This window comes from Chromatiales bacterium (genome assembly GCA_014762505.1).
Taxonomy (GTDB): domain Bacteria; phylum Pseudomonadota; class Gammaproteobacteria; order SpSt-1174; family SpSt-1174; genus SpSt-1174.
Genome location: JABURS010000035.1, coordinates 1 through 23,248, shown reverse-complemented (window position 1 = coordinate 23,248; position 23,248 = coordinate 1). Strand labels below are relative to the sequence as shown.

At 60.7% G+C, this 23,248-nt stretch carries 21 protein-coding genes and 1 tRNA gene; 20 read left to right on the top strand and 2 right to left on the bottom strand.

Features of this window, described 5'->3' with window-relative positions:
* Positions 1 to 92: 92 nt before the first annotated feature.
* A tRNA-Leu gene (locus HUJ28_06975) sits at positions 93 to 179 on the bottom strand.
* A 147-nt stretch (positions 180 to 326) separates the two neighbouring features.
* On the opposite strand from HUJ28_06975, the gene rnr reads away from it, so the two are divergent.
* The 15 genes from rnr to HUJ28_06900 all read left to right on the top strand — a co-directional run bounded on the left by rnr (position 327) and on the right by HUJ28_06900 (position 15,745).
* Entirely contained in the window at positions 327 to 2,732 is a 2,406-nt protein-coding gene (rnr, locus tag HUJ28_06970; protein ID MBD3619195.1) for a ribonuclease R, read from the top strand.
* 7 nt (positions 2,733 to 2,739) lie between these two features.
* Entirely contained in the window at positions 2,740 to 3,492 is a 753-nt protein-coding gene (rlmB, locus tag HUJ28_06965; protein MBD3619194.1) for a 23S rRNA (guanosine(2251)-2'-O)-methyltransferase RlmB, read from the top strand.
* A gap of 602 nt (positions 3,493 to 4,094) precedes the next feature.
* Positions 4,095 to 4,475 carry a 30S ribosomal protein S6 gene (gene rpsF, locus HUJ28_06960; GenBank protein ID MBD3619193.1) on the top strand — a complete coding sequence of 127 codons (381 nt, stop codon included), beginning with the start codon at positions 4,095 to 4,097 and terminating at the stop codon, positions 4,473 to 4,475.
* Between the two features lie 4 nt (positions 4,476 to 4,479).
* The gene (gene priB / locus HUJ28_06955; GenBank protein MBD3619192.1) at positions 4,480 to 4,794 is read left to right on the top strand and encodes a primosomal replication protein N; all 315 of its coding nucleotides are present in this window, start codon (positions 4,480 to 4,482) and stop codon (positions 4,792 to 4,794) included.
* A gap of 10 nt (positions 4,795 to 4,804) precedes the next feature.
* On the top strand, positions 4,805 to 5,035 hold the full coding sequence (rpsR, locus tag HUJ28_06950) for a 30S ribosomal protein S18 (GenBank protein MBD3619191.1): 231 nt from the start codon (positions 4,805 to 4,807) through the stop codon (positions 5,033 to 5,035).
* Between the two features lie 44 nt (positions 5,036 to 5,079).
* Positions 5,080 to 5,994, top strand: coding sequence for a DUF2232 domain-containing protein (locus tag HUJ28_06945; protein MBD3619190.1), 915 nt, complete (start codon positions 5,080 to 5,082; stop codon positions 5,992 to 5,994).
* A 42-nt stretch (positions 5,995 to 6,036) separates the two neighbouring features.
* Complete coding sequence (gene rplI / locus HUJ28_06940) at positions 6,037 to 6,495, top strand: 50S ribosomal protein L9 (protein ID MBD3619189.1); 459 nt, start codon at positions 6,037 to 6,039, stop codon at positions 6,493 to 6,495.
* Positions 6,496 to 6,712: 217 nt separating this feature from the next.
* Positions 6,713 to 8,113 carry a replicative DNA helicase gene (gene dnaB, locus HUJ28_06935; protein MBD3619188.1) on the top strand — a complete coding sequence of 467 codons (1,401 nt, stop codon included), beginning with the start codon at positions 6,713 to 6,715 and terminating at the stop codon, positions 8,111 to 8,113.
* Positions 8,113 to 9,189, top strand: a complete 1,077-nt coding sequence (gene alr / locus HUJ28_06930; GenBank protein MBD3619187.1) for an alanine racemase — start codon at positions 8,113 to 8,115, stop codon at positions 9,187 to 9,189. Before dnaB ends, alr begins: the two co-directional genes overlap by 1 nt.
* Before the next feature lie 505 nt (positions 9,190 to 9,694).
* Positions 9,695 to 10,774, top strand: a complete 1,080-nt coding sequence (rfbB, locus tag HUJ28_06925) for a dTDP-glucose 4,6-dehydratase (GenBank protein MBD3619186.1) — start codon at positions 9,695 to 9,697, stop codon at positions 10,772 to 10,774.
* Positions 10,775 to 10,794: 20 nt separating this feature from the next.
* A complete protein-coding gene (rfbA, locus tag HUJ28_06920) occupies positions 10,795 to 11,673 on the top strand; it encodes a glucose-1-phosphate thymidylyltransferase RfbA (protein MBD3619185.1) in 879 nt (292 codons plus the stop codon).
* A complete protein-coding gene (rfbC, locus tag HUJ28_06915; GenBank protein ID MBD3619184.1) occupies positions 11,673 to 12,239 on the top strand; it encodes a dTDP-4-dehydrorhamnose 3,5-epimerase in 567 nt (188 codons plus the stop codon). The genes rfbA and rfbC overlap by 1 nt, the downstream gene beginning before the upstream one ends.
* Complete coding sequence (gene rfbD, locus HUJ28_06910; GenBank protein ID MBD3619183.1) at positions 12,236 to 13,141, top strand: dTDP-4-dehydrorhamnose reductase; 906 nt, start codon at positions 12,236 to 12,238, stop codon at positions 13,139 to 13,141. The genes rfbC and rfbD overlap by 4 nt, the downstream gene beginning before the upstream one ends.
* Before the next feature lie 60 nt (positions 13,142 to 13,201).
* Entirely contained in the window at positions 13,202 to 14,644 is a 1,443-nt protein-coding gene (locus tag HUJ28_06905) for a flippase (protein MBD3619182.1), read from the top strand.
* Positions 14,645 to 14,956: 312 nt separating this feature from the next.
* A complete protein-coding gene (locus HUJ28_06900) occupies positions 14,957 to 15,745 on the top strand; it encodes a class I SAM-dependent methyltransferase (protein MBD3619181.1) in 789 nt (262 codons plus the stop codon).
* A gap of 71 nt (positions 15,746 to 15,816) precedes the next feature.
* On the opposite strand, the gene HUJ28_06895 is transcribed toward HUJ28_06900, so the two are convergent.
* Entirely contained in the window at positions 15,817 to 16,818 is a 1,002-nt protein-coding gene (locus HUJ28_06895) for a glycosyltransferase family 2 protein (GenBank protein ID MBD3619180.1), read from the bottom strand.
* 210 nt (positions 16,819 to 17,028) lie between these two features.
* Between HUJ28_06895 and HUJ28_06890 the strand changes: the two genes are divergently transcribed.
* The 5 genes from HUJ28_06890 to HUJ28_06870 all read left to right on the top strand — a co-directional run bounded on the left by HUJ28_06890 (position 17,029) and on the right by HUJ28_06870 (position 22,975).
* Positions 17,029 to 18,303, top strand: coding sequence for an O-antigen ligase family protein (locus HUJ28_06890; GenBank protein MBD3619179.1), 1,275 nt, complete (start codon positions 17,029 to 17,031; stop codon positions 18,301 to 18,303).
* 20 nt (positions 18,304 to 18,323) lie between these two features.
* A complete protein-coding gene (locus tag HUJ28_06885; GenBank protein ID MBD3619178.1) occupies positions 18,324 to 19,139 on the top strand; it encodes a glycosyltransferase family 2 protein in 816 nt (271 codons plus the stop codon).
* Between the two features lie 105 nt (positions 19,140 to 19,244).
* Positions 19,245 to 20,222: an SDR family oxidoreductase gene (locus tag HUJ28_06880; GenBank protein MBD3619177.1), complete on the top strand. Its 978-nt coding sequence runs from the start codon at positions 19,245 to 19,247 to the stop codon at positions 20,220 to 20,222.
* A 272-nt stretch (positions 20,223 to 20,494) separates the two neighbouring features.
* Entirely contained in the window at positions 20,495 to 21,046 is a 552-nt protein-coding gene (locus tag HUJ28_06875; GenBank protein ID MBD3619176.1) for a sugar transferase, read from the top strand.
* 45 nt (positions 21,047 to 21,091) lie between these two features.
* Complete coding sequence (locus tag HUJ28_06870; protein MBD3619175.1) at positions 21,092 to 22,975, top strand: polysaccharide biosynthesis protein; 1,884 nt, start codon at positions 21,092 to 21,094, stop codon at positions 22,973 to 22,975.
* The last annotated feature ends 273 nt before the right edge of the window (positions 22,976 to 23,248 follow it).

Here is a 23,248-nt window from a genome sequence, read left to right as displayed (position 1 = left end):
AACGGCGCGCACGACGATGCGACGCCATGGCGTCTGCCATGTCGTTCGGGCTGTGCTACAGGGAGTCTTGCAGGAACAGGGAAGGATAAAGATGGTGCCGAGGAGAGGACTTGAACCTCCACGGGGTTACCCCCACTAGCACCTGAAGCTAGCGCGTCTACCAATTCCGCCACCTCGGCACGAGGTCTGGGCCGCAGGGCCCGTACTTCAGGAAGCGCGCAATTTAACGTCCCCATCCGGTGTTGTCAATCATCCCGGACGGAATGCAATCAAAAAAATCCGCCCGCCCGCACGAATCCGTGCCGGAGGGCCAGACTGGAAAACGCATGACCAAACGAAACAGCAACAATCTCCCCGCCGATCCGAACTTCGAGCGCGAGGCCACCAAGTACGAGCGCCCCATCGCCAGCCGCGAGCTGATCCTCGAGGTCATCGAGGACGCCGGCCCGGTCGACTACGAAGGCCTGGTCGAGCTCCTCACCATCGAGGACGAGGACGGTCGCGAGGCCCTGCGCCGCCGCCTGCGCGCCATGGAGCGCGACGGCCAGCTGGTGCGCAACCGCCGCCGCTGTTACCTGCCTGCCGCCCGTGCGCAGATGGTGGCCGGCCGCGTCATCGGCCATCCGGACGGCTTCGGCTTCCTGGTGCCGGACGAGGGCGGCGACGACGTCTTCCTCTCCGCGCGCGAGATGCGCTCCATCCTGCACGGCGACCGCGTGGTGGTGCGGGTGGTCGGGCTCGATCGCCGCGGCCGCCGCGAAGGCGCGCTGGTCGAGGTGCTGGAACGCAGCCACGAGGAGATCGTCGGGCGCTACTTTCACGAGCGCGGCATCGGCTTCGTCGTGCCGGACAACAAGCGCATCAGTCAGGATGTGCTGATCCCGGCCGGCGAGCAGGGCGAGGCGAAGGACGGCCAGATCGTCATCGCCGCCATCACCGAGCAGCCCTCGCGCCGCAACCAGCCCATCGGGCGCGTCATCGAGGTGCTGGGCGAGCACATGGCCCCCGGCATGGAGATCGACGTGGCAATCCGCGCCCACGACCTGCCGCACGAGTGGCCGCACGACGTGGAAAAGGAGGCGCTGGGCTTCGGCGACGAGGTGCCGGAGTCGGCCAAGCAGGGCCGCACCGACCTGCGCGACACACCGCTGGTCACCATCGACGGCGAGGACGCGCGCGACTTCGACGATGCCGTGTTCTGCGAACCCACCGCCGACGGCTGGCGCCTGCTGGTGGCCATCGCCGACGTCTCCCATTACGTGCTGCCGGGCAGCGCCCTGGATACCGAGGCCTTCAAGCGCGGCACCTCGGTGTACTTCCCCGAGCGCGTGATCCCCATGCTGCCCGAGGTGCTGTCCAACGGGCTGTGCTCCATCAACCCGCAGGTCGATCGCCTGTGCATGGTCTGCGAAATGCAGATCAATCGCGACGGCACCATCGCCTCGCACCGCTTCTTCGATGCGGTGATGCGCTCGCACGCGCGCCTCATCTACGACGAGGTGGCGCAGATCGTGGTCGACAAGGACGCCGCCACGCGCGAGCGCCATGCCCACGTGGTGCCGCACCTCGATCACCTGTACACGCTCTATCATGCCCTGCGCAAGGCGCGTGACGAACGCGGCGCCATCGACTTCGAGACCACCGAGACGAAGATCGTCTTCGGCGAGGGGCGCAAGATCGAGCGCATCGTGCCCTACGAGCGCAACGACGCGCACAAGGTCATCGAGGAGTGCATGATCGCGGCCAACGTCTGCGCCGCCAGGTTCCTCAGCGACCACAAGATCCCCGCCCTGCACCGCGTACACGAGGGCCCCAACGCCGACAAGCTCGAGGCCCTGCGCGAGTTCCTGGGCGAGGTGGGCCTGAGTCTGGGCGGCGGCGACGAGCCGGAGCCCGGCCACTACACGGCGCTGCTGGAGCAGATCCGCAAGCGCCCGGATGCGCACCTCATCCAGACCGTGCTGCTGCGCTCGCTGCGCCAGGCCGTATACAGCCCCGATCCCACCGGACACTTCGGGCTGGCGCACGACTACTACACCCACTTCACCTCGCCCATCCGCCGCTACCCGGACCTGCTGGTGCATCGCGCCATCCGCCACCTCATCAAGGGCGGCCGGCCCGAGCAATTCCGCTACGACCACCAGGACATGGTCACCATGGGCGAACACTGCTCCATGACCGAGCGGCGCGCCGACGAGGCCACCCGTGACGCGGTCGACTGGCTCAAGTGCGAGTACATGCTCGACAAGGTGGGCGAGGAGTTCGACGGCTACGTCACCTCCGTCACCGGCTTTGGTCTGTTCGTCGAGCTCAGGGACATCTACGTCGAGGGCCTGGTGCACGTCACCTCCCTGGCCAACGACTACTACAACTTCGACCCCATCGGCCACCGCATGACCGGCGAGCGCAGCGGCCGTGTCTACCGCATCGGCGACCCGATCCGCGTGCAGGTCGCGCGGGTGGATCTCGACGAGCGCAAGATCGACTTCATGCCGGCCGCCGAGGAGATGGGCGACGGCGGTCGCGCCGAGGGCGAGGGGAAGAAACCGGGCCGGAAGAAGACCGGCCAGAAGAAGTCGGGGAAGAAGGCCGACGGCAAGCGCTCCGGCAAGAAGGAGGGCGGCAAGCAGGGCGAGGACGCCTCGCCCGACGGGGACCGGCCGCGGGCCAAGAGCAAGAAGAAGCGTCGCCGCAAGCCGGCCGGCAAGAAGGCGGACGGCGGTAACGCCTGAGTAAGCCATGAGTCGAGACAGCCGCATCTTCGGCCTGCACGCCGTCACCGCTGCCCTGCGCAACGACCCCGAGAACATCACCCGGCTGCTGGTCGACCGCGGCCGGCACGACCGGCGCCTCAAGGAGGTGCTGGACCTGGCCCGCGAGCGGGGCATCCGCGTCGAACAGGCCGATGCCCGCCAGCTCGAGCGCGAGGCCGGCGGCGACCGCCACCAGGGCGTGGTTGCCCACTACCAGGCCCCCGAGGCCCTGGGCGAGGAGGCGCTGGACGACATCCTCGCCGCCAACCCGCAGCCGCTGCTGCTGGTGCTCGACGGTGTCACAGACCCGCACAACCTCGGCGCCTGCCTGCGCACCGCCGATGCCGCCGGCGTGGCGGCCGTCATCGTGCCGCGCGACAAGGCCGTGGGCCTCACGCCCACCGTGCGCAAGGTCGCCTGCGGGGCCGCCGAGTCCGTGCCCTTCATCCAGGTCACCAACCTCGCCCGCACCCTCGAAACCCTGAAACAGCAGGGCCTGTGGGTGGTCGGCGCGGCCGGTGAGGGCGCCGCCGAGCTCTACGACGTCGACCTCACCGGCGGCTGCGTCCTGGCCATGGGCGCCGAAGGCAGCGGCCTGCGCCGCCTCACCCGCGAACACTGCGACCACCTCGTCCGCATCCCCATGCGCGGCCAGGTCGAAAGCCTCAACGTCTCCGTCGCCACCGGCGTCTGCCTGTACGAGGCCCTGCGGCAGCGGCAAGTTGCGAATTCCAAGTGACAAGTCGCAAGTGGCAAGCCAGCCATAGGGCGGGCCACGCCCGCCGCATCCGCCCTCCCGGGGGCAGCAGGGTGCCGGCTACCGCTGCAGGAGCTGCGCCAGCTGCGATGGCCATGCCGGAAGGAGGCCACCACCCCCAATCGCGCCTCGCGGCGCTCCTACGGTGGGGGGATGCCTGCTCCTGACCCCCCACCTCACGGCAGGTGCCGGCTACCGCTGTAGGAGCTGCGCCAGCTGCGATGGCCATGCCGGAACGAAGCCGCCACCCCCCCAATCGCGCCTCGCGGCGCTCCTACGGTGGGGGGATGCCTGCTCCTGACCCCCCACCTCACGGCAGGTGCCGGCTACCGCTGTAGGAGCTGCGCCAGCTGCGATGGCCATGCCGGAACGAAGCCGCCACCCCCGCAATCGCGCCTCGCGGCGCTCCTACGGGGCCCGATCGGGGGGGGGCTTGTAACTTGTGACTCCCGACTTGCCACTTGCGACTTGTAACTCGCGGCTTGCAACTGTAGAATCACGCGCCTTTCATGGACCGGAAACGGTTCTTTTTCCTTGCCTCACCGCTCGCATGGCGGGAGGCTATGATCCGCAAGGAGTACAACATGCGTCACTACGAGATCGTCTTCCTGGTCCATCCGGACCAGAGCGAGCAGGTCCCGGCGATGATCGAGCGCTATCGCGGCATTATCGAGGCCGCCGAGGGCAAGGTGCATCGCCTGGAAGACTGGGGCCGCCGTCAGCTCGCCTACCCCATCAACAAGATCCACAAGGCCCACTACGTCATGATGAACGTGGAATGCGGCCAGGAGCCCATCGAGGAGCTGGAGAGCGCGTTCCGTTTCAACGACGCCGTGATCCGCAACCTGGTGATGCGCATGAACAAGGCGCATACCGAGGCCTCTCCGCTGGCCAAGGGTTCCGACGACAGCGATGAGCGTCCGCGTTCGCGTCAGGACGACAACGAGGACAGCGACGACGAGTAAGTCGATGACCGCGGGGGTCAACCGGTTGCGGCGCGACGGCCAGCTCCATGGCCAGGTCGAGTCCCGGATCACCCCGGCGGGCATTCCCATCCACCGCTTCACGCTGGCCCATGAGTCCAGCCAGGTGGAGGCCGGGATGCCGCGCGAAGCGCGTTGTCAGATCGCCGTCGTCGCCAGCGGCGAGACCCTGGCCCCGGTGGCCGGCTCGCTGCAGGAAGGGGATCGCGTTGTTGTCGAGGGTTTTGTATCCCGCAGCAGTTACCGCGATGAAAGTTACCGGATTGTGCTGCATGCGCAGACAATCGAATTGTTGAGATGAGGTAAGAGCAATGGCTCGTTATTTCCGTCGCAGGAAGTATTGCCGTTTCACGGCCGAAGGCGTCGAAGAGATCGATTACAAGGATCTCGCCACGCTGAAGAACTACATCACCGAAACCGGCAAGATCGTGCCCAGCCGCATCACCGGCACCAAGGCACGCTACCAGCGCCAGCTCGCCACCGCCGTCAAGCGTGCGCGTTTCCTGGCCCTGCTGCCGTACACGGATCGTCACGAACCGTAACGGATCTGACGGTCCGGGGAGACCCGGGCCGCCGGTGAACGGATATGCGTGGGCTCGCGGATTTCATCATGGCGGGCCGCATCCAGGCCGTGACCGCGGCCGTCGGGTTCGCGGTCCTGGCCCTGTTTCTGCCGCCGGTGGCGCTGCTCAGCGGTGCCGCGGTGGTCCTGGTCACGCTGCGACTCGGCCTGGCGGCCGGCGCCAGCGTGGCGCTGCTGAGCGGCCTGGCCCTCACGATCCTGGGCTGGGTGATGGCCGGTGTGCCGCAGCTCGGCCTGCTGTTCGCGCTGGGGCAGTGGCTCGCGCCGCTGCTCTTCGCCGAGCTGCTGCGCCGCACCGTCTCCTGGCGGCTGACGCTGCAGGCCCTGCTGCTGCTCACCCTGGGGCTGCTGCTCCTGGCGCAGCTGCTGTGGCCGGAGATGACGGCCACCTGGCGTGAGGCGCTGGCAGAGGGCATGGCGCCCCTGCTCGCCGAGGGTGGCATGCCGCCGGCGCAGGTCGACGAGGTGCTGGATCGCCTGGCCGGGCTCATGAGCGCCGTGCTGGCCGTGGCGCTGATGCTGGGCACGGCCTTCATGCTGGTGATCGGCCGCTACTGGCAGGCCGCGCTCTACAACCCGGGCGGCTTTGGCGAGGAGTTTCGCGCGTTGCGGCTCGGGCTCTGGCCGGCGGGCCTGGTCATCGGCCTGGTGCTCGGCATGCTGCTGCTCGACAGCCGGCTGCTGGGTCAGCTGGCGCTGGTGACGGCGGCGATGTTTCTGCTCCAGGGCCTGGCCCTGGCGCACGGCCTGGCCCGGCTGTACAAGTGGCATATGGGCTGGATGGTGGCGCTGTACGTGCTGTTGCTGCTGCCGCCGTTTTCGACCTACGCGGTGGCGATGCTCACCGCGTTCGGGGTCATCGACTGTTTCGCGGACTTTCGCGCCCGGGCGGGCGCCGGGGCGCGGGGCAACGAGTAAATCGGCGTCTACGCCGACATTGACGTTTCAAAGGTGAGTGCGATGGAAGTCATTCTGCTGGAAAAGATCGAAAACCTGGGTGGTCTCGGTGACAAGGTCAAGGTGCGTGCCGGTTATGCGCGCAACTTCCTGATCCCGCAGGCCAAGGCCAAGTATGCCACCGCGGAGAACGTGGCCGAGTTCGAGGCGCGCCGCGCCGAGCTCGAGAAGGCCGCCGCCGAGGCCCTGGCCGCCGCCGAGGCCCGCAAGGCCAAGATCGACGGCCTGGAAGTCACCATCACCGCCGCGGCCGGCGGCGAAGGCAAGCTGTTCGGCTCCGTCGGCACCCAGGACATCGCCGAGGCGATCTCCGCCGCGGCCGGTGTGGAAGTCGAAAAGCGCGAAGTGCGCATGCCCGAAGGCCCGGTCCGCGCGGCCGGCGAGTACGAGTTCGAAGTGCACCTGCACAGCGACGTCGACGCCCTGGTCAAGGTCATCGTCGTCGGCGAAGAACAGGCCTGAGGCCGCACCCCATCGCACGTTCCGCCGGCCCCCCGGGGCCGGCGGTCACGGTCCGTGTCAGCGGCGTCCGCCGTTGCGCACATGCTATCCACAGCTTTTCACCTCCCTGTCCCGTGACTTGTCCCTCTCCGCCACCGGGCCTGACGGGGTACACTAGCCTTTTTGCCACATCCGCCCGGCGTCCTGCCGGGGACGTCGACCGCGTTGAGGTGTTCGCATGATCGAAGTCGCCAGCAGAAGCAACCGCCATCAGCGTTCCGTCGAGGACCTCAAGGTCCCGCCGCATTCCATCGAGGCCGAGCAGGCCGTGCTCGGCGGCCTCATGCTGGAAAACAGCGCCTGGGACCAGATCGCCGACCGCGTGGGCGAGGAGGACTTCTACCGCCACGACCACCGCCTGATCTTCCGCGCCATCGCCGACCTGGCCGAGCGCAGCAGCCCCTTCGACGTCGTCACCCTCTCCGAGTGGTTCCAGAGCCGCGGCGAGCTGGAGACGGTGGGCGGGCTGGCCTACCTCGGCACCCTGGCCAAGGACACCCCCAGCGCGGCCAACATCCGCGCCTATGCCGACATCGTGCGCGAGCGCGCCATCCTGCGGCGCATGATCGAGGTGGGCACCGCCATCGCGGACAACGGCTACAACGCCGACGGGCGCGACAGCAAGGAGCTGCTGGACGACGCCGAGCGCCGCGTCTTCGAGATCGCCGAGCGCGGGGCCCGTGCCCAGCAGGGCTTTCGCAGCATCAAGTCGCTGCTGAAGAACACCGTCGAGCACATCGACAGCCTGTTCGAGCGCGACGACCCCATCACCGGCCTGCCCACCGGTTACAACGACTTCGACGAGATGACCTCAGGCCTGCAGGCGGGTGACCTGGTCATCGTGGCCGGCCGCCCGTCCATGGGGAAGACCACCTTCGCCATGAACATCGCCGAATACGCGGCCATCAAGCGCAAGACGCCGGTGGCTATCTTCAGCATGGAAATGCCGGGCGAGCAGCTCGCCATGCGCATGCTCTCCTCCATGGGGCGCATCAACCAGCAGCGCCTGCGCACCGGCCGGCTGGAGGAGGAGGACTGGCCGCGGCTCACCAGCGCCGTGTCCATGTTCACCGAGGTGCCGCTGTTCATCGACGACAGCCCCGCCCTGAGCCCCACCGAGATCCGCGCCCGCGCCCGGCGCCTGATGCGCGAGCACGGCGAGCTCGGCCTCATCGTCATCGACTACCTGCAGCTGATGCAGGCCGGCAGCCGCGCCGGCGAGAACCGCGCCACCGAGATATCCGAGATCTCCCGCGGCCTCAAGGCCCTGGCCAAGGAACTCAGCGTGCCGGTGATCGCACTCTCCCAGCTCAACCGCTCGCTGGAGCAGCGCCCCAACAAGCGCCCGGTCATGTCGGACCTGCGCGAATCCGGCGCCATCGAGCAGGATGCGGACGTCATCGTCTTCATCTACCGCGACGAGGTCTACAACCCCGAGAGCCCCGACAAGGGCACGGCCGAGATCATCATCGGCAAGCAGCGTAACGGCCCCATCGGCACCGTGCGCCTCACCTTCCTCGGCCAGTACACCAAGTTCGAGAACTTCACCCCCGAGATCTATTCCAACGAGGGCTTCTGATGCGCCGCCACGCCCGCGCGCAGTTCGATCTCGCCGCCCTGCGCCACAACCTCGGTCGCGTGCGCGCCGCCGCCCCCGGCGCGCGGGTGATGGCCGCGGTGAAGGCCGACGCCTACGGTCATGGCATGCTGCGCGTGGCCGAGGCCCTGGCGGCAGGGGGGGCAGGGGAGGCCGCCGACGGCCTGGCCGTGGCCTGCGTGGACGAGGCCCTGGCCCTGCGCGAGGCCGGCATCCGGCTGCCCGTGCTCGCCCTGCAGGGCCCGCGGGACGCGGACGAACTGCGCGCGGCCGCCGACAGGGGCATCAGCCTGTGCCTGCACCAGGCCTGGCAATGCGCCCTGCTGGATGCCGTCCGCCTGCCGCAGCCGTTGGCCGTCTGGCTCAAGATCGATACCGGCATGCACCGCATGGGAGTGGCGATGGAGGAGGTGGCCGGGCTCTACCAGGCGCTCAGTGCCCACGCCAATGTCGCCGGCCCGCCCGGCCTCATGACCCACTTCGCCCGCGCCGACGAGCCGGGCTCCCCCGTCACCGACGAACAGATCGCCGCCTTCGACCGGGCCACCGGCGGCCTGGCCGGCCCGCAAAGCCTCGCCAATTCGGCCGCCATCCTCAGCCGTCCCGACAGCCATCGCGACTGGGTACGCCCGGGCATCATGCTCTACGGCGGCTCGCCCTTCGCCGAGACCCCCGCCGCCGACCTCGGCCTGCGCCCGGTGATGACCCTCACCGCCCCGCTCATCGCCATCCGCCAGGCCCGGCGGGGCGATGCCATCGGCTACGGCGGCGACTGGACCTGCCCCGAAGACATGCCCATCGGCTGCGTCGCCATCGGCTACGGCGATGGCTACCCCCGCCACGCCCCCTCCGGCACCCCCGTCGCCGTGGCCGGCCGGCGCACCGCCCTCGCCGGCCGCGTCTCCATGGACGTGGTCACCATCGACCTGCGCGGCATCGACGCCCGCGTCGGCGACCCCGTCGAACTCTGGGGCCCCACCATCCCCATGGACGAAGTCGCCACCCACGCCGGCACCATCAGCTACGAACTCACCTGCTCGACAGGCCCGTTCGTCTGACGCCTCATTCCCCACCCCGTAGGAGGCCAGCCCCCTGGCCGATGGGGTTCTGATGCGAGGGATAATCGCCGAGAGGGCCCGGTTCCCACGGTGCGCCACCTGGTGTAGGAGGCCAGCCCCCTGGCCGATGGGGTTCTGATGCGAGGGATAATCGCCGAAAGGGCCCGGCTCCCACCGTGCGCTGCCTGGTGTAGGAGGCCAGCCTAATGTTCTGGCACGAGGGATAATCGCCGAGAGGGCTCGGCTCCTACGCCGATGGCCACGAAATCTGCGACCATCTGCAACAATTTACTGACAAAAAGGCTCAAAAACGACGTTGTAATTCGGTAACATGCAGTCACCCTTTCAATGGGGGTATGTGCTGGCTAGGCGAGGTCGTTTCGGGCAGGGCAATGCGTGTGGCAAACCGAAGCCGTAACTGTTCTACGAAATAGATAGATAAGGCTGCAAGTCCCGTCGACGAGCCCTCGTACGATTGGCTAAATGCCAAATGGAGTCTTTATCAATGAAGGTTATTGTTACCGGCGGGGCTGGTTTCATCGGCTCCGCCGTGATTCGGCATGCGATCGAACATATGGATGCCGAGATCGTCAACCTAGACAAGCTCACCTATGCGGGTAATCTCGAATCGCTTGCGAGCATTTCTGAGCACCCGCGCTATCGTTTTGAACAGGTGGATATCTGCGACCGTAAGTCGCTGGATCGCGTCTTTGGCGAGCATCAGCCGGACGCTGTTATGCATCTGGCTGCCGAATCGCATGTGGACCGCTCCATCGACGGCCCTGCTGCGTTCATCGAGACCAACATCGTTGGTACCTACACGTTACTGGAGGCTGCCCGCGACTACTGGAACGGGCTCGTAGGTGAAAGAAAGAAAGCGTTCCGCTTTCACCATGTCTCTACCGACGAAGTGTATGGCAGCCTGGGTGAGACCGGCTACTTCACGGAAGAGACGGCCTATCAGCCCAATTCACCCTACTCGGCCAGCAAGGCCTCCAGCGATCACCTCGTGCGTGCCTGGCATCATACCTATGGTTTTCCGGTCGTCACGACCAATTGCTCCAATAACTACGGCCCGTATCAGTTCCCGGAAAAGCTCATCCCACGGATGATTCTCAATGCCCTGGATGGAAAGCCGTTGCCCATCTATGGCAGGGGCGACAATGTGCGTGACTGGCTACACGTAGAGGATCATGCCCGAGCCCTATGGTTGGTATTGGAACAAGGCCGCCTTGGTGAGACCTATAACATCGGTGGTCACAACGAGAAGACCAATCTCGAAGTGGTCAAAGCCATCTGTTCCATTCTTCAAGAATTGGTCCCGATCCAGTCTACAGACCTGAACGTGTCGTGTTACGAAGATCTCATGACCTTTGTCGCCGACCGCCCGGGTCATGACCAACGATATGCCATCGATGCCACAAAAATCGAGCAGGAGCTTGGGTGGGTGCCGGAAGAAACCTTCGACACCGGGTTAAAGAAAACCATCAGCTGGTATCTGGACAACGCAGAATGGTGTCGTCATGTCCAGGACGGGACTTATCAGGGCGAGCGGCTGGGTATGGGCCTGCTGAAAACTCATTGATATAAGAAGACAGATGAATAATGACTAAAGGAATCATTCTCGCTGGTGGCTCTGGCACTCGGTTGTATCCGATCACGCATTCGATCTCGAAGCAATTGCTGCCAATCTATGACAAGCCGATGGTTTACTATCCGCTGAGTACGTTGATGCTGGCAGGTATCCGGGATGTGCTCCTGATCTCCACGCCACAAGACACGCCGCGTTTCGAGCAGTTGCTGGGTGATGGTAGTCAATGGGGGATGAATATCCAATATGCCGTGCAGCCCTCACCGGATGGACTGGCTCAGGCGTTCATTATCGGCAAGGATTTCATCGGTTCTGATAACTGCGCACTGGTACTGGGTGACAACATCTTCTATGGACATGATCTTGCGCCGCAGTTGCAGCGGGCGGCCCAAAAGGATGCTGGCGGAACGGTCTTTGCCTATCCGGTAACCGACCCGGAACGTTATGGCGTAGTGGAGTTCGACTCGAACGGTCGGGTGGTCAGTCTGGAGGAAAAGCCTGTGCAACCCAAGTCGCGTTACGCCGTCACAGGACTTTATTTTTATGATAACCAGGTCATCGACATTGCTGCGTCGCTAAAGCCATCTCCTCGTGGTGAACTGGAAATCACAGACGTAAACAAGCAGTACCTGCAACAGGAACAGCTCACCGTCGAAATCATGGGTCGAGGCATGGCCTGGCTCGATACGGGGACTCATGACTCTCTTCTTGAGGCTGCCACGTTCATTGAGACTATCGAGAAGCGCCAGGGCCTCAAGGTCGCGTGCCCGGAAGAGATCGCGTATCGCATGGGATATATTACCGCCGACCATCTTGAGCAGCTGGCCTTGCCGCTCCAAAAGAACGGGTACGGGCAGTATCTGCTGCGCCTGCTTACCGAGCAGGTGTTCTGATGCAGGTCAAGGAGACAAAACTGCCCGGCGTCCTGCTCGTCGAGCCAGCAGTGTTCGGCGACGACCGCGGCTTCTTCATGGAAACCTACCAGGCCGAGCGCTACGCCGAGGCCGGTATCCCCGGGCCCTTCGTGCAGGACAATCTGTCCTTCTCGCAACGCGGGGTGCTGCGTGGTCTACATTTTCAACAGCCCAACGCGCAGGGCAAACTCGTTTACGTGCTGCAAGGGGAAGTGTTTGACGTGGCTGTGGATATCCGCGTCGGTTCGCCGACTTTCGGGCAGTGGGTGGGCTACATGCTTTCGGCCGAGAACAAGCGCCAGCTGTGGGTTCCCGAGGGCTTTGCGCACGGCTTCTGCGTCACAAGCGACACAGCACTGTTCGCCTACAAGTGCACCGGATATTACGCGCCCGACTGCGAGCATTCCCTGCTCTGGAACGATGCCGCCATCGGCATCGACTGGCCGGTTGGCTCACCCTCGTTGTCCAGCAAGGACGGTAAGGCCCGGCTGCTGGCCGAGATACCGCCTGAACAGCTGCCCGTGTACACGGGAGCAGTCGCATGAATGCCATCAACCTGCAGGAGGCGTTGGCAGGGCACCGTATCCTGCTGGCCGGGGCGGGCGGCCAGGTGGGTGTCGCCCTGCAACAGGTCATGCCCGAGGGTGTGAAGCTGCTGGCGCTGGATCGTAATGCGCTGGACATCACGGATCGAAAGGCCGTCGCCGAGGCGGTTAATCGCATCAGACCCGATTGGGTGATCAACGCGGCGGCTTATACGGCTGTGGATAAGGCCGAGTCCGAGCCGGAATTGGCCTTTGCCATCAATCGTGATGGCGCGAAACACTTGGCCCAGGCGGCGGCTGATATCAATGCCCGAATGGTTCAGATTTCGACGGACTATGTGTTCGATGGTGAGCAAGCACGCCCCTATGCTCCAGGTGATCCGGTAAATCCGATTAACGTATACGGCGAGAGCAAGCTTGCTGGCGAGGTCGTCACGCGAGAGGCGTTAGGTGATCGGGCACTGATCCTGCGTACCGCATGGGTCTATGCCCCCCATGGTCACAACTTCCTGCTCACGATGCTACGGCTCATGAGGGAGCGAGACGAGCTGCGAATCGTGGAGGACCAAGTGGGAACTCCCACGAGCGCACACTCACTGGCGAACGCCATCGTGGCGGCGATGGCCCGCAATGTGACTGGTACGCAACACTGGACCGATGCGGGGGCTGCTAGCTGGTATGACTTTGCCTGCGCGATCGGGGAATTGGCCGAGATTGCAGGCTTTACATTCGGTGCATGTCGTGTGACACCAATACCGACATCCAGTTATCCGACTCCTGCGCGCCGCCCTGTCTCTTCGCTGCTTGACAAGCAAACGATGCGGAATGCGATCGGTGACGATGGTGTTCATTGGAAAAAGGCATTGAGGCAAGCGGTGACTCGCGTGATTGATTTGTCTTAACCCTTCCTGATGGTAAAAACTGCTAGAACACATGCTTCCGGTGGGCAACTCGTCAGGAGCATGGTTTGGAATTTCACCGGTTTACTGGCCCCGTTGTTGGTTGGTCTGATTTCTATCCCGCTTCTAATCGATGGGATGGGGAAGGAGCGCTTTGGGCTCCTGGCGATTATCTGGATGGGTGTCGGTTACTTCAGTCTTTTCGACATGGGGATGGGGCGAGCCTTGACGAAGCTCGTATCCGAGCGACTGGGTAGCGGCAAGCAGGGCGACATGGGGTCGCTGCTCTGGAGCGCCCTTTTTCTGATTCTGGCTTTCGGCTCTCTAGGCGCCGCGCTCCTATTATGGGGGGCTGGTCCCCTCATCCGTGAGATATTCAATGTTCCGGCATCGCTGGAAGATGAGGCGGTTCTCGCGTTCCGTGTGCTCTCGCTCGGCTTGCCCCTCGTTGTCGTGACCTCGGCGTTGGTTGGTATTCTGGAGGCGCATCAGCGCTTCGGTCGAATCATGGTTGTTCGGATCCCGATGGGCGTGCTGACGTTCGTGCTGCCGCTGATAACGCTTCAGTTCTCGCCGAGTTTGGTCTGGGCGACCAGTGCCATTCTCGGTGCGCGCGTTATCGCGAGCGGGTTCTACTTTTGGATGGCGGCCGGTTCCCGGCCTGAGCTTCTAAGCCTGAAAGGGCCACAAAGGCACTTGATAAAAGCTTTATTCAACTTCGGTGGTTGGCTAACAGTCACGAATGTCATTGGCCCGTTGATGGTGTACTTCGATCGCTTCCTGATCGGGGCCCTCTTGTCCATGACGGCAGTTACCTTTTATGTGACGCCGTATGAAGTGCTTTCTCGGGTGCAGCTAGTATCGGTTGCCGTGATGGGGGTCCTTTTCCCCGCGATGGCGGCGGCTATAGTCTCGGATCGCGAACGCCTCGGTCGGCTGTTCCACACGGGGGTGTCGGCATTGTTTATCCTCATGCTGCCGATTACCGCGCTCTTCTTCTTTTTTGCTCCGGAAGGATTGGAGATATGGATCGGTCCGGAGTTTCGTGAGCAGTCGACCGTGGTGGTGAAATGGCTGGCTCTGGGGTGGTTGGTTAACGTCCTTGCGCAGGGGCCATTTACGCTGTTACAAAGCGGGGGTCGTCCCGATCTTGTAGCGAAAGCCCACCTTGCGGAGTTGGTCCCCTATATCATCCTGCTTTGGTTCATGACCGATCAATTCGGAATCGCCGGAACTGCCGCTGCGTGGGCGCTGCGAGTGATGTTCGATACGCTGCTGTTGACCCTGCTGGCGGCCCTACAATTCCCTGATCTAAGAAACACGTTTCGCCGCATATTGTTGCTGTTGGTGGCAACGCTTTCCAGCGCGGCGATGGCGTGGTGGCTGGAGAGTATTATACTACGGGCTTTTGGATTATTCGTCGCTATTGCTATTGCGGTAGTCCCTGCGATAAGACTGGCGCGGGACTACTTTGCAGTTGAGCGGAATCGTGCGAACACATGGTAAAGAGATGTATAGGGTGGTCAGGTGAAAGATAGTCATTTTGAAGAGAATAGTCTCGCAAGCTGTGGCGAAAGAGCCTGGCCAGAAGATGGGATCGAGGAGGTGTCCGCCTGCCCTGTGTGCGGGGGGCAACGGCGACGGTTGTTGTACGAGGACCTCACCGATCGCATCTTTTTTTGCGCGCCGGGAAAGTGGAGTATGTATGCGTGTGGCGAGTGCGGCACAGTCTATCTAGACCCGAGGCCAAATCAGGCGGCAATCGGATTGGCGTACTCCGTCTACTTTACGCATCAACAGGGTAACGATGTCGACGTCATGCCGAAAGGATTGGTCGCGCGACTTAGAAGATTGGTCGGTAATAGTTACCGAAACTGGCGTTACGGGACATCGACACGTCCTTCGTTTCCGCTGGGATTTCTCCTCGCGTTGCTAATGCCAGAGAAAAGGCGTGCCATTGATGCCTCAATGCGGCATATGCCCAAGCCAAATTCTGGTGCACGCTTATTGGACTTCGGTTGCGGGAATGGTGAGTTTCTTGAAGTGATAAAAAACGCGGGCTGGGAAGTTCGGGGTATCGACTTCGATCTGGAGGCGGTCAAAGCGGCGAAGCATAAAGGGCTCGATGTAATCCAGGGCGGGGTCGATGAGCTCGCGCAATTCGATGGCATGTTTGACCAAATCACCTTGTCCCATGTCATCGAGCATGTGCATCAACCCGAACGTCTTCTATCGCTTTGCTACCGGGCGCTAAAGCCCGATGGTCGTCTATGGCTGGAAACCCCTAATATCAATGCTCAGGGGCATGAGAAGTATGGGGTTAATTGGCGTGGCCTAGAGCCGCCCCGGCATCTCATGTTGTTTAATCAACAGAGTCTGACATTGCTGTTGAATAAGGCTGGCTTCCAGAGGATCGAAATCATGCCCCACAATCCAGTGATCCCAACCGTGTTCGGTGCTAGCGAGGCTATTGAGGCTGGCGAGGATCCGTGGACGCAAGCTGGAAAATGGGCGTCGTTGCTTCAGCATCAATGGAAGACTTATCGTGAGGCTGCAGCGAAAGATCCAATGAAGCGCGAATTCCTTACCGTGGCGGCCATAAAATAATATCGTAACGCAGTATCGCCTGCTCGGTGCTTACTGAGGAGTGGGTTATTAATAGGCATTGGTTATTCATGCTAATTATTCGTATTGCTGAGGTCGCAAGAGTCGTTTCTTGGTTTCGTTCGTGCAGCCCTCAAATATAAAACAAAATTCAAGAGCGGGTTCTGGCGCCGGATGCGGTATTTTACGAGGAATAGAATTCGTCTCCACCAGGGAGAAAACTTTAGGACTGTGCAGTAGTTGCGGGCTATTTCTTGTTCCCGTGTGTCTGTGTATGTAAATCGATTGGCGAGTGCGCAAGCTTGTCCTATCGATTGAATATAGTTTCTTTCGTTTTTGGAGAGCTTTTGAGCTAGTCGAGTGGTGAAGGGGTTTATCCTTGACCAGTAATTGCTGGCCCCGATTGTGTTGTGCCCGTGCTGCCGATATAGCAGTGTCGGCACGGGTATATAATCGATAATTCCTGTGTGTGCGGCCACAAGGGCATACCACCAATCATGCATAAGGGCTTCGGTAGGCACCGGCTCGGCTATCTTTACAAGATGCTTGTTGGCGATGCAGGTGCAGCCTGTGACAAAATTCTGTACAAGTAATGTTTCGAGGGGATGGCGCGCTTCATGTCTGATGTGTTGCATCTTGAGAAACGAGCTATGAATGAGGCAGAGTTTTTCATCAGTTACGGTCAGGTCGCTATGAACCAGCACGGGTGTGTTGGGTTTTGCCGCGGATTCAGCTTGCTTGATCTTATTGAGAGACACGAAAACTTTATCATGCATCCAGATGTCATCTTGATCGCAAAACATGACATAGTCAGCGTCTTGGCGAAGTGCTTCCTGTGCCAACAGGGAAAAGTTACGTGATGCGCCGACGTTACCGTGCTCGTCGTCCAGGATGGTTATCCGTGGATCGTCCTGGGCGAGAGCGTCGACAAGCTCGACCGTCTCGTCGGATGAGCCGTCATCACGTACCAATAAGACCCAATCTTCGTGCGTCTGATATTGAATGCTCTTGATTTGTTCTCGAACGTATTTTGATCCGTTATACGTGCCGAGAAGTATGAAGAGTTTCTTTTTCATTGGTCGACCTATGATTGGGTGTGGATCATATCGCTTTTGGCTTTGAATGGGTGTTTGGCTGCGTTTAGTCATCCAGAATACTAAAGCGGTGTTTCAAATCCCAGTAGAAAATATATGTACTGTTTGAATAGAGATCGTCATCTATCTTCAAGCCTTGTGTTGAGGTGTGGTTTTCTAAAGCAGAGAGCAGTCGAGAGAGGGGGTCGCTTGATGCTTCTGATGGTTAAGCCACAGCAAATCCTTTGGCTGGTGCCGATAATGCTGGTCATCGATTTAATTCTCATGGGGCCTAGGGGAGTAGCCCCAGATAATCATGTTCGATATTTGCTGTTCTTCGCAACACTAGTGGTGTTGGGGTATTTTGCGCTCAGGAATCGACGCATTTGGGGTGATTCAATTCGCCTTCCATTGCTTCTGGTTTCCGTCTTTTTGATATGTAACGCTGTCTGGGTGTTGCTGATACCGATGTTTGCAGGTGGGTCAGTAATGACGGCCTGGTCTGATGCGAAATCCCTTGTTTTTATGGTTGTGCCCATTGTGTTCGTGTTGGCAAGTAGCGATAGTGATAAGCCTCATGTCTATCTTATATCAATGATTGTCACTCTGGCGACACTGCTTGGATGGTTTCAATTGGCGATCTGGTTTGTCGGTAATATATTTCCGGATATTCGTGCGCTCATTGGTGATGCTCTAAACGATCTGTTTCAAGCAAAATCAATTTACGTAGGAACCATGGGCGATGGCTTCTTTCGGGTCTTCTGGATTTCATCGATCTGGTTGTTGCCTGCGATATTTTATCTTCCCCTCGTTGCGCGTAATAATGCTTTGCGGCTTGTTTGCCTCATTGGTCTTGTGGGTGGTGTTTATGTTTCGTACTCACGTGGAATCTGGATTGGGCTGATTATTGGTGTGTTTGCCCTTTTGGCTCTTGTACTAAAGCAGCGTTCGCTCGAAATTAAGCCCGATGCCTTCGTGATATGGCTCATGATTGTTATTGCTGGGTTTTTGGCTGTCGATAGCTTGCAAGGCGGTAGTGCCGCGCAACGTGCAGCGGCCTTGGGATCAGAAAATGATATTAGCATGAATGTTCGTATTCAGCAGGTCCGCCAGCTTCTGGAGGCTTGGGTAGCTCGTCCATGGTTTGGCTGGGGCTATGGGGCGAGCATCGCAGATATACGTGATCCGTCGGTGCCTTATTCATATGAAATGGTGCCATTTGCACTGCTGATGAAATTGGGTGTTATAGGCACCCTGAGTTGGGTGATTTTCTTTCTGTCAATATTCGTCACTTCATATCGCTTGCTGAATAATACGCCGAATGAAGTGTCGGCTCTCCTCCCTGCATTAAGTGCGTTCTTGCCGGCGTCAATGACGAATCCGATGCTGTTCAATTTCGTGGGAATGGGGATTCTTTCTGTTCTTGTTATCCATTGGATAGGTATCGTGTCGTATGATGGGTTATTAGAGTCTGGTGTTAACAGATGATATGGCCATCCAGTCTTTCGGTGTCAATCGTCGCATATGCGCCATCGAAGAGAGAGTTGGCGAATACCTTGCGAAGTCTGTCTGTGGCTGTTTCAAAAGCCAAAGAAACGGGGGCGCTTTCTGCGTCCAGGTTGACACTGGTCGATAATGGGCCAACGCAGAGCGACTATGAACTGCTTGTTGGGCTGGTCGACTCGCCGGAGGTGGTCTCTGCATTCGAGCGTCGCGATGTTATAACTGGACATGGTAATATCGGGTTCGGTGCTGGGCATAATCTCGCTATAGCCGCGAGTGATGCAGAAGTTCATTTGATTCTGAATCCAGATGTGTCATTGCATTCGGAATCGATTGGCAAGGGGCTGGAGTGCCTGGCTAGAAACAGGGATGTGGTTCTGGTCTCTCCAAAAGCATTCTGGCCAGGTGGTAATCAGCAATACCTGTGTAAGCGTTATCCTTCTATCTTCGATCTTTTCCTGCGAGGGTTCGCTCCTGAATGGCTGCGAAAGGTTTTCCGTGAACGTCTCTCAAACTATGAAATGAGAGACGTCTGTCGTGATGAGGTGGAAATCGGCATTCCTATCGCGAGCGGGTGTTTCATGTTGGCTCGACGTGAGCCGCTCGTTGGTATTGGTGGGTTTTCGGAACGGTTCTTTATGTATTTCGAAGACTTTGACCTGTCGATCAGGATTCGCGAGATCGGCGAGATCGCCTATTGTCCGGAAGTGGAGATCGTGCATTCTGGCGGACGCGCGGCACGTAAGGGTTGGCGGCATATTAGAATGTTCTTGCGTTCGGCATGGATATTCTTTCGGCGGCATGGCTTCAGATGGTTTTGATCACATCGATTGTTGGTGTGATTGAAGATTTAAAATCATATCTGTTTCGATATGGTTGTGAGTGCGCTTGGATGTTTCATGTGAACTTGCGGAGATTGATTACTGTTGCATCACAATGTCTTGATTACAGGTGGCACTGGGTTCGTCGGGCGTGCCTTGTCTTCGCGGATTCTATTAGATGGGAAGTGGAACCCACGCGTCGCGACCCGCATCGGTAGCATGGGGGTTACCCGTGATATTGCAACGGTGTTGGTCCCGGGGCTCACGCCGGACTCTGATTGGCGCGGGGCGCTTTCTGGTGTTTCTGTAGTGGTTCATGCGGCGGCTCGCGTGCATATAATGAAGGAGGAGGCTCCAGACCCGTTGGGACAGTTCCGCTTCACGAATGTTCACGGAACCCTCAATCTGGCGCGACAGGCTGCAGAAGCTGGAGTTCGTCGTTTTGTCTTTATCAGTTCGATTAAGGTGAATGGCGAGCAAACAGAAAGCGGGCGCCCGTTTCATGCGGATGACCCGCCGACTCCAGAAGATGCCTATGGACTCTCGAAATGGGAGGCGGAGCAGGGATTGCTCGAGCTGGCAAGGGAAACCGGCATGGAGGTGGTGATCATCCGCCCGCCGCTGGTGTACGGTCCGGGCGTGAAGGGAAATTTCGCTACGCTGCTACGCTGGGTGGCCAAGGGTGTGCCCTTGCCCCTGGGGGCAGTGCGGCAGAATCGGCGCAGCCTGGTGGGGTTGGACAACCTCATGGATCTCATTGTGACTTGTCTTGACCATCCGGCGGCTGCCAATCAGGTGTTTCTGGCTTCTGATGGCGAGGATTTGTCTACGACTGAGTTGCTTGAGCGGATTGGCAGGGCAATGGGCAAGCCGACGCGATTGTTGCCTGTGCCGGTATGGGCCTTGCAGGCCGGTGCTATCCTGTTGGGTAAACGGGATGTGGCAAGACGGCTGCTGGGGTCGTTGCAGGTGGATATCTCCAAGACGCGGGATCTGCTGGGTTGGGAGCCGCCGGTGAGCGTGGACGAGGGTCTGAGACGGGCGGTGGCGCCGTTTGGCGTAGGAGGCCAGCCCTCTGTTTGATAGGGTTTGGCGCCGGGGCTAATCGCCGAGAGGGCTCGGCTCCTACAGTGTCGGTGTTTGGTGCATTGGATCTTCTTACCCTGACGGCGGCCGTGGGCCGCCCTATGTGTTGCCCTTGTAGGAGGCCAGCCCCCTGGCCGATAGGGTTTTGGCACCGGGGTATTAATCGCCGAGAGGGCTCGGCTCCTACATTCGCCGCGGGGGCTCGGTGCCCGCGGTGCTGCCTGGCGCCTCTCGGCCCTGGCGTCTATGGGGTGTGTTTGGAGGTTTCCTTGATTCGTTTCTTCGATGTGCTCTTCGCGCTGCTGGGGCTGGTCGTAGGTCTGCCGGTGTTGGCGCTGCTGTGGCTTATCGGGTTGCTTGATACCGGCTCGCCGTTGTTTCGTCAGGAGCGTGTGGGGCGGCATCAGAAGCCCTTTGTGCTGGTGAAGTTTCGCACCATGCGCCCGGATACGGCATCGGTGGCGACGCATCTGGCGGATGCGGGTGCTGTTACCCGGTTCGGGCGGTTTTTGCGTCGTACCAAGCTGGACGAGCTGCCCCAGCTGTGGAACGTGCTGAAGGGCGAGATGAGCCTGGTAGGCCCCAGACCCTGTCTCTTCAGCCAGGACGAATTGATCGAGGAGCGTGCGCGTCGGGGTGTCTTTGGTGCGCGGCCAGGGATTACCGGGCTGGCGCAGGTGAAGGGCATCGATATGTCCACCCCGGTGTTGTTGGCTGAAACTGACCAGGCGATGCTGGCGAATCTCACACTCAAGTCCTATTTCGGCTACATCATCATGACTGTGATTGGAAAGGGTTCTGGTGACCGTATCGTACGGTAACTATAATCTTCCTTTTCAGGGCAAGGCGATCATGGATAACAGGAAATGCGCAAACAAAAGCAACGCTGGGCTACTCTGAAGCGATTCTTGGCCTTGCTCCATGATGCGGCCTGGGTTCCGCTGGCGTTATTGCTGGCCTACCTGGTTCGTTTCAATTTTGAGGTGATGCCACAGGGCCAGGTTGCTGGTGTCTTGTTGATCATGTCGATTGCCTTGCCTGTGCAGCTTGCCTGTTTCTGGCTGTTCGGTCTTTATCGCGGCATCTGGCGCTTCGCCTCCATCCCGGACCTGGTGCGCATATTGAAGGCGGTGGCGGTGGGTGCAGGCGCAACCTTTGCTGTGCATTTTCTGCTGTTGCATCTGCAAGGCGTACCGCGTTCAGTGATTCTGCTCTATCCGGTGTTTCTCTTGATGGGGCTGACGGGGCCGCGCCTGCTCTATCGCTGGTTCAAGGATCATCAGCTGAAGTTGACGCGCGAGGCGACGAATCGTGCGCTGATACTTGGAGCGGGTTCTGCTGGAGAGATGCTGGTCCGCGACCTGTTGCGTCGAGATGGATACCATCCGGTAGGGTTTCTAGACGACGATCCGGGCAAGAAAGGCAAGGAATTGCAGGGAGTGCGCGTTCTGGGTGCATTGCGTGATCTGGAGGCAGTGGCCCGGCGTGAGGGTGTGGATGTGGTGCTGATCGCCATGCCATCTGCCAGTTCGGCCCTGATCCGCCCCGTGGTGGCGACCTGTGCCAGCCTCGAGTTGCGCTGTGTGACCTTGCCCTCACTGGCCGAGCTGGCCCATGGCGATATCGATGTCACGCGTCTGCGCGAGATCCGTATCGACGACCTGCTGGGGCGCCAGGCCATTCAGCTGGATGATTCCAGTATCCATGGTTTTCTGGATGGTATGCGCGTGCTGGTGACGGGTGCCGGTGGCTCGATCGGTTCGGAGCTGTGTCGGCAGGTGTGTGGCTACGAGATCGCGCAGCTGATCATGGTGGATCACGGTGAGTTCAATCTGTACCAGATCGACCAGGAGATTAATCAGTACAAGGGTGATCGGCAGGTCACGGCCCTGCTGGGCGACGTGCGTGACGAGGCGCGCATGCGCTGGATCTTCGAGACCTTCCGTCCGGACGTAGTGCTGCATGCGGCGGCCTACAAGCATGTGCCGCTGGTGGAGGAGAATCCGGCCGAGGGGCTGAAGACGAATGTCTTCGGCACCCGCGTGGTGGCGGACCTGGCGGTGGAATACGGGGTGCGCAAGTTCCTGCTGGTGTCCACCGACAAGGCGGTGAACCCCACCAACGTGATGGGTGCCAGCAAGCGTACGGCCGAGATCTATTGTCAGACGCTGAACGAGCGTGCGAGTACGGCCTTCATCACCACGCGGTTTGGCAACGTGCTGGGCTCGGCGGGCTCGGTGGTGCCGCTCTTCCGCAAGCAGATCGAGGCGGGCGGGCCGATCACCGTCACGCATCCGGAGATCACCCGCTATTTCATGACCATCCCCGAGGCCGTGAGCCTGATCCTGCAGGCGGCGGCCATGGGCAAGGGTGGCGAGATCTTCGTGCTGGACATGGGTGAGCCGGTGAAGATCGTGGACCTGGCCCGGCAGATGATCCGCCTGGCCGGCCGTGAGCCGGAGGTGGACATCGCCATCGAGTACATCGGCCTGCGGCCCGGTGAGAAGCTCTACGAGGAGCTGTTCCACGGCTCGGAGAACCTCATCGGCACCAGCCATCCCAAGATTCTGCTCGCCGAGGCCCGCAAGACCGAGTGGACGGTGCTGCGCGAGGAGCTGGCCGAGCTGCTCGGCGCCTGCCAGGAGCGTGACGTGGACACCCTCAAGGCACGGCTGCGGACGCTGGTGCCGGAATACCAGGAACCCCCGCAGGCAGTATCGGCAGAGGTGGTGCCCGGGGTGGTTCATTGATGTAGGAGGCCAGCCCTCTGGCCGATGGGGTTCTGGCGCGCTAGATAATCGCCGAGGGGGCTCGGCTCCTACGCCTAACGCTGCTGCGCGAGCTGCGATGGCCATGTTTGGGCGGAGTGCCGCCCCTGATCGCGCCTCGCGGCGCTCCTACGAAACTTGGTATTGGCTGTAGGAGATTCTATGTCGCAAGACAAGGTTTTCGCGGCACATAGTCGGCTCCGTTTTTGAGGATGGCGAAGGCGATACGGGCGAGCTTGCGGGCGAGGATGGTGA

Excerpts from the sequence above, each read along its gene's own strand:
- dnaB (MBD3619188.1), top strand. The coding sequence starts at position 6,713 with ATGATCGAAGTCGCCAGCAGAAGCAACCGCCATCAGCGTTCCGTCGAG.
- rnr (MBD3619195.1), top strand. The coding sequence starts at position 327 with ATGACCAAACGAAACAGCAACAATCTCCCCGCCGATCCGAACTTCGAG.
- rfbA (MBD3619185.1), top strand. The coding sequence starts at position 10,795 with ATGACTAAAGGAATCATTCTCGCTGGTGGCTCTGGCACTCGGTTGTAT.
- rpsF (MBD3619193.1), top strand. The coding sequence starts at position 4,095 with ATGCGTCACTACGAGATCGTCTTCCTGGTCCATCCGGACCAGAGCGAG.
- HUJ28_06890 (MBD3619179.1), top strand. The coding sequence starts at position 17,029 with ATGCTTCTGATGGTTAAGCCACAGCAAATCCTTTGGCTGGTGCCGATA.
- rplI (MBD3619189.1), top strand. The coding sequence starts at position 6,037 with ATGGAAGTCATTCTGCTGGAAAAGATCGAAAACCTGGGTGGTCTCGGT.
- HUJ28_06905 (MBD3619182.1), top strand. The coding sequence starts at position 13,202 with ATGGTTTGGAATTTCACCGGTTTACTGGCCCCGTTGTTGGTTGGTCTG.
- HUJ28_06895 (MBD3619180.1), bottom strand. The coding sequence starts at position 16,818 with ATGAAAAAGAAACTCTTCATACTTCTCGGCACGTATAACGGATCAAAA.
- HUJ28_06870 (MBD3619175.1), top strand. The coding sequence starts at position 21,092 with ATGCGCAAACAAAAGCAACGCTGGGCTACTCTGAAGCGATTCTTGGCC.
- rfbC (MBD3619184.1), top strand. The coding sequence starts at position 11,673 with ATGCAGGTCAAGGAGACAAAACTGCCCGGCGTCCTGCTCGTCGAGCCA.
- rfbD (MBD3619183.1), top strand. The coding sequence starts at position 12,236 with ATGAATGCCATCAACCTGCAGGAGGCGTTGGCAGGGCACCGTATCCTG.
- rfbB (MBD3619186.1), top strand. The coding sequence starts at position 9,695 with ATGAAGGTTATTGTTACCGGCGGGGCTGGTTTCATCGGCTCCGCCGTG.
- HUJ28_06945 (MBD3619190.1), top strand. The coding sequence starts at position 5,080 with ATGCGTGGGCTCGCGGATTTCATCATGGCGGGCCGCATCCAGGCCGTG.
- rpsR (MBD3619191.1), top strand. The coding sequence starts at position 4,805 with ATGGCTCGTTATTTCCGTCGCAGGAAGTATTGCCGTTTCACGGCCGAA.
- HUJ28_06900 (MBD3619181.1), top strand. The coding sequence starts at position 14,957 with ATGCCGAAAGGATTGGTCGCGCGACTTAGAAGATTGGTCGGTAATAGT.
- alr (MBD3619187.1), top strand. The coding sequence starts at position 8,113 with ATGCGCCGCCACGCCCGCGCGCAGTTCGATCTCGCCGCCCTGCGCCAC.
- priB (MBD3619192.1), top strand. The coding sequence starts at position 4,480 with ATGACCGCGGGGGTCAACCGGTTGCGGCGCGACGGCCAGCTCCATGGC.
- rlmB (MBD3619194.1), top strand. The coding sequence starts at position 2,740 with ATGAGTCGAGACAGCCGCATCTTCGGCCTGCACGCCGTCACCGCTGCC.